At 57.7% G+C, this 15491-nt stretch carries 16 protein-coding genes; 8 read left to right on the plus strand and 8 right to left on the minus strand.

Features of this window, described 5'->3' with window-relative positions; all coding sequences use genetic code 11:
* Window positions 1-21: 21 nt before the first annotated feature.
* Genes J4P41_RS00620 through J4P41_RS00630 form a run of 3 tightly spaced genes read right to left on the minus strand, consistent with a single transcriptional unit; the run spans window position 22 to window position 3428 of the window.
* Complete coding sequence (locus tag J4P41_RS00620; protein ID WP_211567615.1) at window positions 22-1596, minus strand: ATP-binding protein; 1575 nt, start codon at window positions 1594-1596, stop codon at window positions 22-24.
* Between the two features lie 2 nt (window positions 1597-1598).
* Window positions 1599-2324, minus strand: coding sequence for a response regulator (locus J4P41_RS00625; protein ID WP_426065752.1), 726 nt, complete (start codon window positions 2322-2324; stop codon window positions 1599-1601).
* Between the two features lie 60 nt (window positions 2325-2384).
* The gene (locus J4P41_RS00630; protein ID WP_211567613.1) at window positions 2385-3428 is read right to left on the minus strand and encodes a cysteine synthase A; all 1044 of its coding nucleotides are present in this window, start codon (window positions 3426-3428) and stop codon (window positions 2385-2387) included.
* Between the two features lie 56 nt (window positions 3429-3484).
* Here J4P41_RS00630 and J4P41_RS00635 point away from each other — a divergent pair, with 56 nt between their 5' ends.
* On the plus strand, window positions 3485-3877 hold the full coding sequence (locus J4P41_RS00635) for a rhodanese-like domain-containing protein (RefSeq protein ID WP_211567611.1): 393 nt from the start codon (window positions 3485-3487) through the stop codon (window positions 3875-3877).
* On the opposite strand, the gene J4P41_RS00640 is transcribed toward J4P41_RS00635, so the two are convergent.
* Together J4P41_RS00640 and mtnA are read right to left on the minus strand one after the other, a co-directional pair.
* Window positions 3853-4773, minus strand: a complete 921-nt coding sequence (locus tag J4P41_RS00640) for a DUF2272 domain-containing protein (protein WP_426065753.1) — start codon at window positions 4771-4773, stop codon at window positions 3853-3855. The two genes, J4P41_RS00635 and J4P41_RS00640, sit on opposite strands and share 25 nt — an antisense overlap.
* A 552-nt stretch (window positions 4774-5325) precedes the next feature.
* On the minus strand, window positions 5326-6420 hold the full coding sequence (mtnA, locus tag J4P41_RS00645) for an S-methyl-5-thioribose-1-phosphate isomerase (protein ID WP_426065754.1): 1095 nt from the start codon (window positions 6418-6420) through the stop codon (window positions 5326-5328).
* 232 nt (window positions 6421-6652) lie between these two features.
* On the opposite strand from mtnA, the gene J4P41_RS00650 reads away from it, so the two are divergent.
* Both J4P41_RS00650 and J4P41_RS00655 read left to right on the plus strand, forming a co-directional pair.
* Window positions 6653-6838 (plus strand): hypothetical protein, encoded by a 186-nt coding sequence (locus J4P41_RS00650; RefSeq protein ID WP_023944831.1) that lies wholly within the window; start codon window positions 6653-6655, stop codon window positions 6836-6838.
* A gap of 68 nt (window positions 6839-6906) precedes the next feature.
* Window positions 6907-8013 carry a glycosyltransferase family 4 protein gene (locus J4P41_RS00655; RefSeq protein ID WP_426065755.1) on the plus strand — a complete coding sequence of 369 codons (1107 nt, stop codon included), beginning with the start codon at window positions 6907-6909 and terminating at the stop codon, window positions 8011-8013.
* On the opposite strand, the gene J4P41_RS00660 is transcribed toward J4P41_RS00655, so the two are convergent.
* Entirely contained in the window at window positions 7988-8986 is a 999-nt protein-coding gene (locus J4P41_RS00660) for an aldo/keto reductase (RefSeq protein WP_426065756.1), read from the minus strand. The two genes, J4P41_RS00655 and J4P41_RS00660, sit on opposite strands and share 26 nt — an antisense overlap.
* Before the next feature lie 92 nt (window positions 8987-9078).
* On the opposite strand from J4P41_RS00660, the gene J4P41_RS00665 reads away from it, so the two are divergent.
* From J4P41_RS00665 to J4P41_RS00675, 3 genes are read left to right on the plus strand one after another with little or no spacing between them, the layout of a single operon-like run.
* Window positions 9079-10344, plus strand: a complete 1266-nt coding sequence (locus J4P41_RS00665; RefSeq protein ID WP_426065757.1) for an O-antigen ligase family protein — start codon at window positions 9079-9081, stop codon at window positions 10342-10344.
* A 21-nt stretch (window positions 10345-10365) separates the two neighbouring features.
* Entirely contained in the window at window positions 10366-11352 is a 987-nt protein-coding gene (locus J4P41_RS00670; protein ID WP_426065758.1) for a CobW family GTP-binding protein, read from the plus strand.
* Window positions 11349-12386 (plus strand): WD40 repeat domain-containing protein, encoded by a 1038-nt coding sequence (locus J4P41_RS00675; protein WP_426065759.1) that lies wholly within the window; start codon window positions 11349-11351, stop codon window positions 12384-12386. Before J4P41_RS00670 ends, J4P41_RS00675 begins: the two co-directional genes overlap by 4 nt.
* 68 nt (window positions 12387-12454) lie before the next feature.
* Here J4P41_RS00675 and J4P41_RS00680 read toward each other — a convergent pair whose 3' ends face one another.
* Window positions 12455-13510 (minus strand): Rieske 2Fe-2S domain-containing protein, encoded by a 1056-nt coding sequence (locus tag J4P41_RS00680; protein WP_426065760.1) that lies wholly within the window; start codon window positions 13508-13510, stop codon window positions 12455-12457.
* A gap of 209 nt (window positions 13511-13719) precedes the next feature.
* On the opposite strand from J4P41_RS00680, the gene J4P41_RS00685 reads away from it, so the two are divergent.
* Window positions 13720-14250, plus strand: coding sequence for a DinB family protein (locus J4P41_RS00685; protein WP_426065761.1), 531 nt, complete (start codon window positions 13720-13722; stop codon window positions 14248-14250).
* On the opposite strand, the gene J4P41_RS00690 is transcribed toward J4P41_RS00685, so the two are convergent.
* Window positions 14251-14532 (minus strand): SelT/SelW/SelH family protein, encoded by a 282-nt coding sequence (locus J4P41_RS00690; protein WP_023944839.1) that lies wholly within the window; start codon window positions 14530-14532, stop codon window positions 14251-14253.
* A gap of 170 nt (window positions 14533-14702) precedes the next feature.
* Here J4P41_RS00690 and J4P41_RS00695 point away from each other — a divergent pair, with 170 nt between their 5' ends.
* A complete protein-coding gene (locus J4P41_RS00695) occupies window positions 14703-15491 on the plus strand; it encodes an acid phosphatase (protein WP_062024510.1) in 789 nt (262 codons plus the stop codon).

Here is a 15491-nt window from a genome sequence, read left to right on the forward strand (position 1 = left end):
GATTTGTGATGGGCTGTGTAATCAGGCTTCCAGTGTGATGATGGCGCGCAGTCCCCCTTCGGGACGGTTCATAAGACGCACATCGCCGCCCTGAGCCCGAAGGATTGTCCGGGCAATGGACAGGCCCAGTCCCGTTCCACCTGTTTCCCGATTGCGGCTGGTTTCGATCCTGACGAAAGGCTCGAAGACACGATCCAGCTCTTCGTCGGGCAGGCCGGGGCCGTTGTCTTCCACGATTATGCGCGCGTACCTGTCCTTTTCTTTCTTCTGAGGAGGCGGGAGCAGAGTGACGTGGGCGCTGTTGCCATATTTCACGGCATTGAGAATCAGATTGTTCAATGCACGTTTCAGCGCCACAGATCGCGCCATGACCCGGACGGGGACACTGGGCGATTCATACACCAGAGCATCGGCATGATCCGGGTAGGCTTCTGCTGCTTCGTCCATGATCGTCTGAAGAAGGGCGCGGAGGTCGAGGGAAACAACCTGTTCGTTTGATGCGCTGTCACGGCCGAATGCCAGAGTTGCCGCCACCATGGATTCCATCTCATCAAGATCCGCGAGCATCTTGGTGCGAAGCTCATCATCGTCAATGAATTCTGCTCGCAGTTTCAAGCGTGTGATGGGTGTCCGCAGATCATGTCCGATGGCTGTCAGCATCAGGGTGCGGTCAGAGACGAAGCGTCTGATCCGCATGGACATGGTATTGAAGGCAATGGCTGCCCGGCGAATTTCGGAAGGTCCGTTTTCCGGCAGAACGGTCGAACTGTTGACGTCACGACCCAGGGCCTCGGCAGCGTCCGCAAGGGTTGTAACGGGTAAGATCAGTCGTCGTGTAGCCCAGACGATCAGGGCGCCACCGCAAAGAGACATCACCAGAAAGGCTATGATGAATGTGGGCGCTTCGAATGGGTTGGGCAATGGCATGGCATAGCGCACCACGACCCAGGACTGTGTATCTGGTAATAGCAGGGACGTTGAATGTGTTCGCAGTTCCTGTCCGCTCCAGATTTCCCGGGGGTAAAGGGAAACAGGAAGGAACGGCCAGCGCCCACCCGGGGAAGTATTCTGGAAATGGCGGTGTTCTTCCGCATTGGGCAAGTGCCATCCGTCTGGACCGTCAGGGTGGGTAAATGGCGGATGTCCCGGATCTGGAAAAGGCTCCATGTCTGCCGGTGAGTGGCCGTCTGGCCCTTCCTGCATCGGGTTAGGCGGCTCAAAAGGACCTGCATGAGGGGAGACATCGTGAGGGCCGGGTTGGAAATGGTCTGAAAAAGCCGGTTTTGGAGGAGGGAAAAAAGGGAGCGGGATCTTGTGACTGTGAATTTCCTGATCTGGGCCGGAGCGCAACAGGACCGTTGTGTTTGAGGGAATATGCAGATCGTCAATGACAGCCTGACGATCTTCAGGCTTTGCTTCTGCAATGGTGCGGTAAATGGAGAAGGCCTGCATCTGGTAATCATGCATCTCACTGCGCTCGGCCATATCGAGGCGGTCAAGCGCATGGATACCCAATCCTGCCAGCTCAATAACGGCAAGTCCTACGATCAGGACAAGGCTGGTTCGGGCAACAAGAGAGCCTGGCAGGAACTTCATGGTCAGATGCGTTCGACTTCTGCGGCCAGAACATAACCGCCGCCACGGACGGTTTTGATGACCTGAGCATTGCGACCATCGTCTTCAAGCTTGCGACGCAGGCGGCTGATGGCGACGTCGATGGCGCGGTCAAAAGGACCAGCCTGACGGCCACGGAGCAGTTCAAGCAGCATGTCGCGGGTCAGAACCCTGTTTGCACGGTCCAGAAGGGCCATCAGCAAATCATACTCGCCTCCCGTTAGGGAAATTTCTGCACCATCCGGGTTGAGCAGGCGGCGTCTGACCGGGTCGAGGCACCATCCGGCGAATATGATCTTGCGGGTATCCGTGGCTTGCCGTTTTTCGGAAGCGTCAACCGTACGGCGCAGAACTGCACGGATGCGAGCGAGCAATTCCCTCGGGTTGAATGGTTTGGCGACATAATCATCTGCGCCGAATTCCAGCCCGATGATACGGTCCGTTTCATCGCTCATGGCCGTCAGCATGATGATGGGAATATTGTCCTGAGACCGCAGCCAGCGCGCAACTTCAAGGCCGCTCTCGCCCGGCAGCATCAGATCCAGCACGACGAGCTGGTAATGGCCATTGGCCCATGCCTTGCGGGCTTCACGGCCGTCGCGTGCCGCAGTAACGCGGAAATGGTTGCGTTCAAGGAACTTGCTCAGCAGTTCCCGGATTTCGCGGTCGTCATCTACAACCAGAAGATGGGGCAGGGTTTCCGTACCCATGATCGTATTACCTTCCGTAGGCTTGTGGCGCGGTTCAGGTCCCCCGCGCCACTTTCGTGCTCAGGCCAGCCAGAATGGAACAGGCAGGTTCTTGGCGCGAAGGAATTCAGGGTTGAACAGTTTTGACTGGTACCTGGCGCCACCGTCGCACAGAATTGTAACAATCGTATGTCCGGGGCCAAGCTTCCTTGCAGTGCGAATGGCCGCTGCAACATTGATGCCTGAAGAGCCGCCTACGGAGAGCCCTTCTTCAGCCGTGAGAGCAAAGATCTGCTCCAGAGCTTCCGGGTCTGGAATGCGTTCAGCATCGTCCGGCGCGCAGCCCTCAAGATTCGCAGTCACGCGGCCCTGACCGATTCCTTCTGTGATGGAACCACCGCTGATCGTCAGATCGTTGGATTTCACCCAGCCATACAGCGCAGATCCTTCCGGATCAGCCAGAATGATTTTCGGAGCCGTTTTTCCGGCTGCTGCAGCCTGTTCGCGCAGACCAATTCCGATACCAGCCAGTGTGCCGCCGGTCCCGCAAGCACAGGTGAAGGCGTCAATCTTCCCGCCCGTCTGATTCCAGATTTCCACGGCCGTTGTTGTGCGATGGCCTTCGCGGTTGGCGGTATTGTCAAACTGGTTAGCCCAGAAGCCACCGGTTTCTTCAGCAAGTCGCCGCGAAACATGGACATAGTTGCCCGGATCGCGGAACGGCTTGGCTGGAACGAGGCGCAGGTCGGCACCAATCATACGCAGGAAATCGAGCTTCTCGCGGCTCTGCGTTTCCGGCACGACGATAATGGCCTTGCAGCCCATGGCCTGTGCCACCAGTGTCAGGCCAATGCCGGTATTTCCGGCCGTGCCTTCAACAACCGTGCCTCCTGGCTTGAGCGCACCTGTGCGGAACGCATCTTCGATAATGGCAAGGGCCGCGCGATCTTTCACAGAGCCGCCCGGATTCATGAACTCGGCCTTGCCATAAATCTCGCAGCCGGTTTCTTCCGAGGCACGTTTCAGGCGGATCAGCGGCGTGCCACCGATGGCGGCCGTCATGCCAGCAGACGGAGCCTGCCAGCCTTTTGAAACGGACTGGTGTGCGTCGGTGATGTCAGTCATACGTTTTCTCCTGTGCTGACGGAATTAGACCGCGTTTTATAAGGATGAGGAAGGCCATGAAGGTACTGACAGCAAAGCAGGCATGGGACGTGCTTGCAAATGAGGCCGGCAGCGTCCTCGTGGATGTCCGAACGCCAGTGGAATGGGCGGAAATCGGTCTGCCCGATTCTGCAGCTCTGCCACGGCCTGTTGTGTGCCTGACCTGGCAGCCCGGTCTGGAGCAGATTTTTCTGGAAGGTCTGCTGGAAGCAGTCCCGGATCAGAACAGTCGCGTGCTGTTCCTGTGTCGTTCAGGGATGCGCTCGCATAATGCGGCGCTTCTGGCAGAACATGCCGGTTATGCGGATGTGACAAACATTGTTGATGGCTTTGAGGACAAGCATGGCCCCGGCACAGGCTGGCGGGCCGGGGGACTACCGTTCACTCACAGACCGCTGTCAGGTTCCTGATCCGCATCGTAGTGGACTTCAAGAACCGCACACCAGGGATAGCGGCTATCGTAACTGTGGCCTGATCCATCCGCGATCCGGCCGTTCGTATCGGTCGGAACGTGGGTGAGGGACACCGTATCATCCACGTTGCCGCCCACGATGCTCAGCTCATGTCCGAACGGCTGGGCAGTCTGGTTGACGGCGGTGACAATGCCGCAATGCGCCGGGAAGCCGTAGGACGTTGGCAGCATTGAGAACGTCACGGATTTGCTCCGCCCACGCCCGACGCAGATCAGATCGCCCAGTTTGGGGGTATAGCTCCCCGGATCATGTGCGCTGACACCGCTGGACTGCCCGCTGGCCGCCGCGTTGATGTAAGTGGCGTGATTGGGAGAATACGGGAAGCGATCATTGGCTCCCGCAACCCGCATGACGTAGGAAATGAAGGCGGCTGACCAAGCATAATGGCCATCATGAGCCGCCTCGAAGCGCGTGCCGTTGGCATCGGTCTTGCCCGTCCAGGCGACTTCCGTTTCATAAGGGTCCTGGCCGATCCACCAGTATTCGCCAATACGTTGCCACAGACCGGGAATACGCTCTGGCTTGAGGGCTGGATCGGTCGGTTCCGGACGATCTTCCGGATCATCATCCGAAACCGGAGAGCCGAACATCCGCCATTCTCGCAGGGCAATGGCTGCGACGTCCTGACGGTTGAATGGCTCGAAATTCCGACTGGCGAAATCTGGAACATGGCTGTTGTAGCCAAGAGTTCCGGTTGTGCCGTTCGCATACTGAGCGTTGGGCGTCTGGGCCGGATACGGGCGGACACTGGTCTGGCTGGCGCAGCCAGTCAGTGCGAACAGTGCGGCCGTAGCGGCTGTTCGCCAGAAGATATGCGAGTCTGACACAATCATCCTCATGCGGGCTCGATGAAGCCTCATCTTGAACGGCAAGTGCGATGGAGCGTCAAGGGCAACGCTCTTCGAGCAGAGGGACAGGTTTGCGGCGCTGAGAACTTCACTGTGTTCTGGGCGGTGCAGATGCGGGGGAGAACCAACGACTTGCGATGATGTTCCAGTAGTGCTTCAGTTTTCTTGAAAGTGTCCGAAATAACAGACTTCGGTTTTTTGTGCGGCATACAGTAAAGAATGAGGTTCAGATGATTTATAAAATCGCGTCTGGCTTGTTGATGGTATGTCTTTTGGCAGGGCTGACAGGGCGCCAGACTTTCACAAGCGAGCAGTTTGGGCGGTATGATGCACATCAGATGCCAGAAAATCATCCGGACGTGCAGGGTGGAAGACCGGCAAACATGCTGTTGAGCCCCCCGCGCAAAGGCAGTTCTTATTACTAAGGCCAGTTAAGGCCCAGATTGCCGGATCTAACAAATGGGTCTGAGGGGTGTACGCCTGAGAAAACTGTAGCCACTCGTCCCGAAGAACTGGAATGGCTACAGCTCATCGTCCTCAGCTTTCAGGGAACAGACTTTTCAGCCCTTCTTCGGAAGCATCACACCGGCCACGCTCGGTGATGAGTCCAGTCACCAGACGGGCTGGTGTTACGTCAAAAGCCGGATTGGCCGCCGGGCTGTTTTCCGGTGCGATACGGACACGGCCCGGATCACCGCTTTCCGTCAGGCCCGTCATGAACAGAACCTCGTTCTGGCTCCGCTCTTCGATCGGGATTTCCTTCACGCCATCGCGCACGCGCCAGTCGATTGTCGAGGATGGCAGCGCCACCCAGAACGGAACATTGTTGTCTTTGGCGGCCAGCGCCTTGAGATAGGTGCCAATCTTGTTGGCGACGTCACCCTGCGCCGTCACGCGGTCCGTGCCGACAATGACCATATCAACATCGTCGGCCTGCATGTAATGGCCGCCAGCATTGTCTGCGATGACCGTATGCGCCACGCCATGGCTGCCGAGTTCCCAGGCCGTCAGCAGGCTGCCCTGATTGCGGGGGCGGGTCTCATCCACCCAGACATGCACCGGGATGCCCTCATCATGCGCCATGTAGATCGGGGCAAGTGCGGTGCCCCAGTCCACGGTTGCAATCCAGCCGGCATTGCAATGCGTCAGCAGGTTCACCCGGCCCTGATGGCCCTTGCGCTCCCAGATCTCCCGGATGAGTTCCAGCCCGTGACGGCCGATAGCCTCATTGACCTGAACGTCTTCATCGCAGATCGCATCCGCTTCCACATACCCGGCATCAACGCGGCGTTCTGCTGGCAGAGCGCGGAGATGCGTCACCATGCGCTCAATGGCCCAGCGGAGATTGATGGCTGTTGGACGCGTTTCGATCAGGTCAGCCGCCGCCTTCTGCAGAGCCGCATCAGAAGCGTCATCCTGCAGCGCGAACACGAGACCATAGGCTGCAACCGCGCCAATCAGGGGCGCTCCCCGGACCTGCATGCTGCGGATGGCGTGGGCGACTGCGCCCATATCGCGCAGTTCAAGAATTTCCACTTCCCACGGAAAGCGCGTCTGATCGAAAATGCGAATGCTTCTGGCGTCGTCAGAAGGGCGCCAGAGACTGCGATAGGCCGTACCGTTGATCTTCATGGAGTGCTCCTGAGAAATGCGCCGGCATGCGGGGCGCGGGGCAATGTCGAAAGTATTTATGGCATGTGCGCGATAGAGACCTGGAACTCAAGACCCGCAGCGTGAGGAGAAGGAACCCCCTGTCCGTATCGTACGTTTAGCGGTTGTCTGGTCGGACTTATTCCGATAGCAGTGGTCTTGCTTGTGTTACTTAATATGTCTGGATTCTCTTTCTAAGCCGTAGGGAAAGACAATGACCGCTTTTGTGAACGCCGGGAAATCTGCTTCGGGCACGGCCGCCGGGCGACCGTCCGACTGCCGAAAGTCCGGTCGGAAGGATATGTCCGCGCTGGAGAAATATCGCATTCTCCGCGAGACCCGCAAAGTTGTCCGTCGTCAGCGCATCGAAGAAGAGCAGAGACTTCAGCATTCTTCTTGACCGGTAGACTTTTGCTTCCCTTGTGAGGCCTGTTAAGCCTGTCCCGTCTCCGCGCTAAGCGCCGGAAGATGGGTTGGGAAAGGCAAGAAGCAGTGTCATTGCGTGTATTGACGGTTCTCCCACCGCGCGAATCTTATGCGGAGGGGCATGCTGGTGCGATTGCATTGCTTGTCAGCCGGATGGCCCAACCGGAAGATCGGATTACCGGGAAGGCGATCAGCGGACAGGCTTTGTCTGGCGGACATTTTGTTCCCCTTGGACTATCTGGCTGGCCGCTTTCCCGGCGCCTGAAATATGGCATTGCCTGCCTGTCTGTGGCGCGAGGGTTCAAACCAGACCTGATTGAGGTCCATAACCGCCCGGATCTCGCACTTTTTCTGTCCCGATTCGCGCGTGTTCGGCTGATTTTGCATAATGATCCATGCTCAATGCGGGGGGCGAAAACCCCGGCCCAGCGACGACATCTTGCAGGCAGAATGCTGGTTTGTGGAGTGTCACGCTGGGTGGCAGAGCGCTTCTTGGAAGGGTGTGGTCCCCTGTCCGTTGCCATCCAGCCAAACTGCATGGATCTTGCAGAGGTTCCTGAGGCGCGTCCACGCCAGAAGACGGTTCTTTTCGTCGGGCGTGTCGTGGCTGACAAAGGCGTGGATGCATTTGTCAGAGCCTGGACAACGATCAGTTCCCGGTATCCCGAATGGACTGCAACCCTCATGGGAGCAGACAGATTTGGCCCGGATTCCCCGGAAACACCTTTTCTGACCCATCTGCGCCCCAAGGCTGAACAGGCCGGAGTGCGCATGGCGGGCTATCAGCCTCATGACTGTATTTTGCAGGCCATGGCTGAGGCTTCGATTGTGGTCGTGCCTAGTCGGTGGCCGGAGCCATTTGGCATGACTGCTCTGGAGGCCATGGCTTGCGGGGCGGCTGTCATTGCCTCACCCGTCGGTGCGTTGCCTGATGTTGTAGGAGATGCTGCGCTTCTGGCGCCTCCTGATGAGGCGGGTACGCTGGAGGATGCTCTCTGCCGCCTGATGGATCAGGCGGCCCTCCGATCCGAACTGGGTCAGAAAGGTCGCGAAAGAGCGGCTATGTTCGGTCTGGAACAGGCAAGGGCGCAGCTTCTGGAGCTGCGCCAGCAGGCCCTTGGGTTTAATCGCGGTTCGGTGGCCCCATAAAGGTCGGGTCGATGGCCTCCGGCACATGATGCGCCAGAATTTCATCTACGGCCTTCTTTTCTTCATCCGTCAGAGACCAGCCAAACACATCTCGCACGCCTGAGACCTGCTCCGGCTTGCGAGCGCCCCAGAGGGCAATGACCGGTCCCTGATCCAGCACCCACCGAACTGCAAAGGCAAGAACGGACTTGTCCCGCTTGGCAGCCAGCTTCCTGAAGTCCTCGACGGCGGCCAGATAGCTCTCGAACTTCGGCTTCTGGAACTTCGGATCGCCCGAACGCAGATCATCCTTCGGGAACGTCGTGTCCTTGTTCATTTTACCGGACAAAAGCCCGCGACAGAGTGCGCCATATGCCAGAACAACGGCATTGTTCTTCTTGGCGTACGGCAGAATGTCCTTTTCACAGGTCCGCTCAAACAGGTTCAGCGGCGGCTGGATCGTGGCAAGCGGTGCGACTTCGCGGAAAATATCCATCTGTTCAGGCGAGAAATTGCTGACGCCAAGAGCGCGGATCTTGCCTTCCTGATGCAGCTTCTGAAGCTCGCGTGCGCTTTCATCAACCGGCGTCTTGGCATCCGGCCAGTGGATCTGCTCAAGGTCGATCGTCTCAACGCGCAGGCGGCGCAGAGAGTCCTCGACTTCCTGTCGGATCCGGGCCGGGCGGGAGTCACGGAAGACCTTCCGGTCTTCCGGCTTGTCGTCCGTCCAGTTCAGGCCAAGCTTTGTGGCGACGAATGCTTTGTGTGGTTTCTCCGCCAGCGCGCGGCCTACAACTTCTTCGGAATGTCCGAAGCCGTAAACCGGAGCAGTATCAATCAGGTTGATACCGTCATCGAGAGCAGCGTGAATGGTGCGGACGCCGTTTTCATCGTCAGGGCCGCCCCACATCCAGCCGCCGATGGCCCAGGTGCCAAGGGCAACGCGAGAGATTGGCGTATCAATGCCTGGAATGAGAATGGTGTCGGTGGACATGTCTGTCTCCGTAGGAAATGGACTGTTTCAAAAAAGCGCATACCCGCCAGGGTGGTTGCATGGAAAGTCGAAACCCGCCATCCAGATTGTCTATGCGCCAGTCTTCCTTGACCCTTACACGCCTCGGCCAGTGGCTTGCCGTCATCCTGCCCCTGACCCTCACGCATCTTCGGGGGCTGGCGGAAGCGGATATGGACTGTCTGGCGGTTCTTCTGCTGATTTATTCCGCCCGAAACAGGCAGTGGGGATGGGCGCGGGAACCGTGGATTGTCGCCACATTCTGCTGGTGGGCTTGGCAGGTGCTCTGCACGCTCTGGGTCTCGCCCGGGCATGGTGCTCTGGGGCAGTCTCTCGCGGCGATCCGCTTTCCAGTAGCCGCGGCTGCTTTGGGATGCTGGGTTCTGCGTGACGCTGTCTGGCGTCAACGAACACTCTGGGTCACCTGCGGATGCGGGCTCTATATTGCCGTCCAGATGCTGTTGCAGGCGACGATCGGCTATAATCTGTTCGGCGTTCCCCGCTTCCATGACGGAACCCTGACTGGTCCTTATACGCATCCGCGGGCTGCTGCTCCGCTTTCACGTCTGATCCTCCCCATGCTGATGCTGGGCTGCACACTGATCGAAGGCTGGAAGACACGTCTGTCGCGCACGCTGGGCCTGTGTGCTGCAACGGTTCTGGCCGTGGTGATCATGGTACTGGCAGGGCAGCGGATGCCTTTCGCGCTGTCCCTGTTCGGGATCGGGATCTGCGCGCTGCTTTATCGTCCGATGCGTCCAGCCGCACTCGTAGCCGCTGCGCTGATGCCGCTTCTGGTCTTTGCCGCCAGCGTTGTCTCACCGGGCAGCTTTTCGCATCTTGTTGTGCTAGCCCGGCAGCAACTGACGCATTTCAGCCAGTCGCCCTACGGCGAAATCTACACCCATGCTGTTGTCATGGCACAGGAGCATCCGCTGCTCGGACAGGGTTACGACGCCTATCGTCATCATTGTGCAGACCCATCTACCTTCCATGGCGTGCCGTGGCTTTCCGTGGAGCACCCGCCGGGCGGCTGGACGGAACTCTGCGTCCAGCATCCGCACAATCATTACCTTCAGGCTCTGGTGAATGCGGGCATTCCCGGCCTGATTCTGTTCATTATTATGATTGCCTGCTGGCTCAAGGCCCTTTGGCCGGGGCGGCAGGGTTCAGCAATTTCCATTGGTCTGTTCGCAGCCGTATTCATTCAGGAATGGCCCATTGCTTCAGCGTCTGATTTCCTGAACCTGCCTTTGGGTGGGTGGGGGTTTCTGTTGCTGGGGCTTGGACTGGCGTTCCGCGATGGCTTTCAAGACCGCTCGCAGAAGCCTATATCGTAACTCAGATTACGGAGGCCCTTCATGTCCAGCACCAGTGACCCGGCACGCACCGGAACCGTTCCCGTTACCGTTCTGACAGGCTTTCTCGGAGCCGGAAAAACCACCCTGCTCAACCATATCCTGACTGCCGAACACGGCCGCAAATACGCTGTGGTCGTCAATGAATTTGGCGAGCTTGGCGTGGACAATGACCTCGTGGTGGATGCCGACGAGGAAGTGTTCGAAATGAACAACGGCTGCATCTGCTGCACCGTGCGTGGCGATCTGATCCGCATTCTGGGTGGTCTGCTGCGTCGTCGCGGGCGCTTTGACGGGATCATTGTCGAGACGACCGGTCTGGCCGATCCTGCACCGGTGGCCCAGACTTTTTTCGTGGATGAGAACATCCGCGAAAAGGCCCGTTTGGATGCCGTCGTCACGGTTGTGGATGCCTTCAACGTCATGCAGACGCTGGACGAAAGCCCCGAGGCTGTCAGCCAGATCGCGTTTGCGGATGTGATTGTTCTGAACAAGATCGATCTTGCTGATGAAGAGCGCCGCAAGGAAATTGTTGGCCGCATCCGCCAGATCAATGCCGTTGCCGAGATCCATGAAGCCCAGCACGGTGGCGTTAAGCTGACGGATATTCTGGATCGTGGTGGCTTTGATCTTCAGCGTGCGCTTTCCACAATGCCGGACTTTCTGGAGAACGATCATCATTCCCACGAAGAGGGCATTGTCAGCATCTCCCTTTCCGTGAAGGAGCAGATTGACCAGCGTCGTTTCCAGGCCTGGATTGGTGCGCTTCTTCAGGAACAGGGCGGCGATATTCTGCGCTCCAAGGGCATCCTGAACTTCAAGGGTGAAGAGCAGCGCTTTGCCTTTCAGGCCGTGCACATGATGGCGGATGGAGACTTCATCGGCCCGTTCCGTGACGGCGAAAGCCAGGCTTCCCGCCTGGTCTTCATCGGCCGCAACCTGAACCGTCCGCAGCTTCGTCGCGGCTTTGAAAGCTGCATCGCGGAATGACACGGGAAATCATTGAAGATCGCGGCGCCGAGCGCCGTTTCGAAAGCCCGATCGTTGGTGTCGCGTCGTCGCGTGACGGCAAAACATTCGCGGCAGCGACAGCGGATGGCGAGATCATTCTCATTCCGCGCGACCAGATGAATACGCTTGGATCATGGACCGTTCTACAGGTTCATGACGGTGCACTCTGCCTGTCGCAGGACTGTCTGCCGGATGCGTTTCTGACGGGTGGTGAAGACGGCAAACTGGTCCGGACATACGCTGACGGCCGGACTGAGGTTCTGCGGGAAGGGCGACGTTGGGTCGATTGTATCGCCACATCTACCACGCATCTTGCGTTCTCGACTGGGCGTGAACTGGAAGTCCGTGCGGCTGAAGGCAAGACGACGCTCAAAACGCTAGATCACCCGTCATCCGTGACGGGTATCGTGTTCGACGCCAAGGGAAAGCGGGTTGCAGCCTCGCACTACAACGGTGCATCGGTCTGGTTCGTGCAGGCGAAGATCGACACAGTGCGCCCCTTCGAATGGAAGGGCAGTCATATCGGAATTGCCATCCATCCGGGCGGTGAGGCGCTTGTGACGTCCATGCAGGAAAACGATCTGCACGGCTGGCGTCTGGCCGATGGGCACAACATGCGCATGAGCGGTTATCCGAAGCAGGTGCGGTCCATGGCGTTTACGCGCAATGGGCGCTGGCTGGCGACGGCTGGTGCAGATGCCATTGTGCTATGGCCGTTCTTTGGTGGCGGCCCGATGGGGAAGGCACCGTCTGAACTGGCGCGCTTGCCGGGCCTGTTCGTCAGTGCGGTCTGCCCGAACCCCAAGGAAGACATCATTGCCGGTGGCTATGAAGATGGCACCGTCCTGCTTGCCGAAATTGGCGGCGGGGATCAGCGCGTCCTTCCTCTTTGCTCAGGGCAGAAAAGTGCCCGTGGAAAAGTGACGGGCATCAGTTTCACCCCGCAGGGTGGTGCAATCATTTTCGGTACGGAAGAGGGAACAGTTGGCGTTGTAGACCTGTCCGCAAAATAGCTGATCAGTCCGTTCGTTATGCAGAACCATAAAAAGAGGCGTCCCTGAACCGGGACGCCTCTTTTTATTCAGGCCGTGAAGAAGTGGCTAAGGCCCATGCCGCGCAGACCGCGACGGTAGGCAATGGAACTCCGATCCGCCATGACATGAGCTTCAAGATTGGGATCGAGCGGCAGGTTTTCCGGCTTCTGCGCTTCGACAATCTGGCGATCTTCTTCAAAGACGCGTCGGTTGAACTCGTAAACATCCTCTACCGATCCGGTCGTATCGAAGTTCCGGCAGATCGGTGCGAACATCCGCGTCACGCGGGCAGAAGCCGGAGAGGCAGCATTCATGATGACGAGCCTGCCGTCGTTCGGAAAATGGATTTCCAGCGTTGCGGTAAAGGGCAGGAAAACCCGGAAATGCCGCAGCCATTCGAAGTCTGCAAACTCTTCAACGCCCAGAAGCCCATGTGGGAAATTGGAGACGTTGCTGCGGTATTCGGCCTCGAAACCCGTTTCAGTCAGCCTCGGCGAATAGGACGGAACGACCGGGTTCTCGGGGTCGGCAAACGTCTCGGTATGGACGAAGGCGAAATGCGCAACGTCAATGAAACCCTCGACCTGGCGACCTGCAAAGCCCTTGATGTCGATCCAGGGGCATGTGATCTGCTGGAACGCCGGATCATCCCAGTGCGGCATGGGCGGCAGGTTGGTTTCCCCGGTCGGGCGCAGACACGTCCAGATCAGACCGAAGCGTTCGACGACCGGATAGGTTCGCAGGTGCAGTTTCGGCGGAATTTTGCTGTCGGGATGGGCCGGAACACGCACACATCTTCCATCCTGCCCAAACCGGAAGCCGTGATAGGCACACGCAATCGTCTTGCCGTTTCCATTGCCCATGCTGAGGGGAACACCACGATGCGGGCAGAGATCATCCGCGATCACGATATCCCCATCCGCGCGATAGACGACCAGCGGTGCATCCAGCAAAGTCACGCCCATCGGACTGTCCCCCAGATCGCGGGACAGCGCAACCGGATACCAGGATCTGGCAAGGATCTGCCAGTCTGCGGGCTCGAACGTACAGTTCCGCGGCAGATCGACGGAGGCCGAGGGGAGGCTGGCGCAGGTTGCGGTCATAACGGGATCTCCGCAGGCTTGAAGAAGGACCTGCAGGATCATTTCATGAATAGAGCGTTCTCGGATATATCATAAAGACGCTCAATGTGTTCTGATATTTAGATAGGATATGCATCGGGAAGTGTTTTGCCTTCCCGGGAGGAGGTAGAGTGTTGTTCCCTATCCGAAATTATCTCATAGTCAGGTTAGAAATGTCATAAGGTAACTTCATGTCTGGGCGGCCTTTTCCGGATCATCTGCGAACAACTGGCATGCTTCTTCAGTATCGGGCGTGGGCCGACAGGCTGACATATGAGGCCCTTCTTCAGCTTCCCCATGAGGAAATTGTGAAGCCTCGCCAGACAACGTTCGATACGATCTTGCAGACGTTGGGGCATGTGTATGTCGTGGACGACATGTTTCATCACCATCTTCAGGGGACGGAACATGGTTATCGTTCACGGCAGGCCGACCAGATACTGGATCTTGAAGAGTGGTGGCATGCGACACAGGCACTCCATCAGTGGTATATGAAAGAATGTGCTGACTGGAGCGTGGAGGATCTGAAGGAGCAGATTGCTTTTGCGTTTATTGACGGGCAGACCGGGATAATGACCCGGGAGGAAATCATTCTCCACGTCATCAATCATGCGAGCTATCACCGGGGCTTCATCGGCGACATGCTGAAGCAGATTCCCTATAGCTGGCCAGCTAATGATCTGACGGTATTTCTACGGAATCATTATGACAGGGGCGTATGATCAGCGATCCGTGTGACCCAGATCATGCTCTGGAGCGATCACGTCCCGTACGCGCTGCTTAAGTTCTTTCGGCCCCGGAAATCCGCCATCACGCTTGCGCTCCCAGATCAGCACATCATCGACGTGAATTTCGAAGCGTCCCCCCGTATCGGGAAGAAGCGCCACTTCTCCGAGAGCCTGCCCAAATGTAGACAGCAGTTCCTGTGCCATCCACCCGGATCGTAGGAGCCAGTTGCACTGCGTGCAGTAGCGGATTGAAACGCGTGGCGCTGTAGAGGACATAAGGCTTTCCTGAAAGGCATAATGTCAGTTTATCATGACACAATGACAGACTTCGCCACAGTCTTGAGCAGACACGTCATGCGACGGTCACAAAGAAACACTTTCCGACCGTCCACAGAGAACATTATGAAGACGAACTGTCTTTTCAACCTTGTGAGGTCCTGAACCGCATGAATATCGCTGCTCGCCTGCCAGTTACAGTTCTGATGTGTACGACGCTTCTCGCAGCCTGCACGGCGCCTTCGCATCAGCCGATCCCGGAAACAGCTATTCCTGATGCGCGGTTGGTTCTTCCTGCGCCTCCTGTTTCAGGCAGCGCAGCACAAGCAGATGATGATCGGGTCTTTCATGAAACACGCAGTCTGAAAGATACGCCGAGATGGGCGCTGGCCCAGCGGGATGCGGATCTGGAAGTGCCGCATCTTGTAAAGGATTTCTCCTGTGCGGTTGGATATACGCTGGATCTGTCCAAGGCGCCTCATCTTGCCGCAGTCCTAAAGCAGATGGAAAACCCGATTGTGCATCGGACCTCCGAGGCCAAGCATTACTGGCATCGCACACGACCATTCGTTGGAACCAACCTGCCGATCTGTACATCTCCGGAAGGGTTGGGACTTCATTCCTCCTATCCGTCCGGTCATACAACGGCTGGATATGGCATGGCGCTTCTGCTGGCGCACCTGCTGCCGGAACATGCCACTATGATCCTGCAACGCGGACGCGTTTTTGGAGAAAGCCGGATTGTCTGCGGGGCTCACTGGAAATCTGACGTGCAGGCCGGTTTCCTGAATGCCTCGTCCGAGATGGATACGCTGCTTGATGCACCGGAACTTCAGGATGATCTTATTGCGGCGCGGAAAGAGCTAAGAGCCATGAAGGGAACAACGCCTGCTCCCGATGCAGCCGAGTGCGCCATTGAAGTTGAGGCTGCCGCTCATTCCATTTTGTCGGAACGCTGA

Source organism: Gluconobacter sp. NFX36, from assembly GCF_049887835.1.
Taxonomy (GTDB): Bacteria; Pseudomonadota; Alphaproteobacteria; order Acetobacterales; family Acetobacteraceae; genus Gluconobacter; species Gluconobacter japonicus_A.

Bases quoted from the DNA above. Each gene is read 5' to 3' on its own strand.
- J4P41_RS00675 (WP_426065759.1), top strand. From the start codon at position 11,349: ATGACACGGGAAATCATTGAAGATCGCGGCGCCGAGCGCCGTTTCGAA.
- J4P41_RS00680 (WP_426065760.1), bottom strand. From the start codon at position 13,510: ATGACCGCAACCTGCGCCAGCCTCCCCTCGGCCTCCGTCGATCTGCCG.
- J4P41_RS00695 (WP_062024510.1), top strand. From the start codon at position 14,703: ATGAATATCGCTGCTCGCCTGCCAGTTACAGTTCTGATGTGTACGACG.
- J4P41_RS00635 (WP_211567611.1), top strand. From the start codon at position 3,485: ATGAAGGTACTGACAGCAAAGCAGGCATGGGACGTGCTTGCAAATGAG.
- J4P41_RS00655 (WP_426065755.1), top strand. From the start codon at position 6,907: ATGGGTTGGGAAAGGCAAGAAGCAGTGTCATTGCGTGTATTGACGGTT.
- J4P41_RS00630 (WP_211567613.1), bottom strand. From the start codon at position 3,428: ATGACTGACATCACCGACGCACACCAGTCCGTTTCAAAAGGCTGGCAG.
- J4P41_RS00665 (WP_426065757.1), top strand. From the start codon at position 9,079: ATGCGCCAGTCTTCCTTGACCCTTACACGCCTCGGCCAGTGGCTTGCC.
- J4P41_RS00625 (WP_426065752.1), bottom strand. From the start codon at position 2,324: ATGGGTACGGAAACCCTGCCCCATCTTCTGGTTGTAGATGACGACCGC.
- J4P41_RS00660 (WP_426065756.1), bottom strand. From the start codon at position 8,986: ATGTCCACCGACACCATTCTCATTCCAGGCATTGATACGCCAATCTCT.
- J4P41_RS00620 (WP_211567615.1), bottom strand. From the start codon at position 1,596: ATGAAGTTCCTGCCAGGCTCTCTTGTTGCCCGAACCAGCCTTGTCCTG.
- mtnA (WP_426065754.1), bottom strand. From the start codon at position 6,420: ATGAAGATCAACGGTACGGCCTATCGCAGTCTCTGGCGCCCTTCTGAC.
- J4P41_RS00650 (WP_023944831.1), top strand. From the start codon at position 6,653: ATGACCGCTTTTGTGAACGCCGGGAAATCTGCTTCGGGCACGGCCGCC.
- J4P41_RS00640 (WP_426065753.1), bottom strand. From the start codon at position 4,773: ATGATTGTGTCAGACTCGCATATCTTCTGGCGAACAGCCGCTACGGCC.
- J4P41_RS00670 (WP_426065758.1), top strand. From the start codon at position 10,366: ATGTCCAGCACCAGTGACCCGGCACGCACCGGAACCGTTCCCGTTACC.
- J4P41_RS00690 (WP_023944839.1), bottom strand. From the start codon at position 14,532: ATGTCCTCTACAGCGCCACGCGTTTCAATCCGCTACTGCACGCAGTGC.
- J4P41_RS00685 (WP_426065761.1), top strand. From the start codon at position 13,720: ATGTCTGGGCGGCCTTTTCCGGATCATCTGCGAACAACTGGCATGCTT.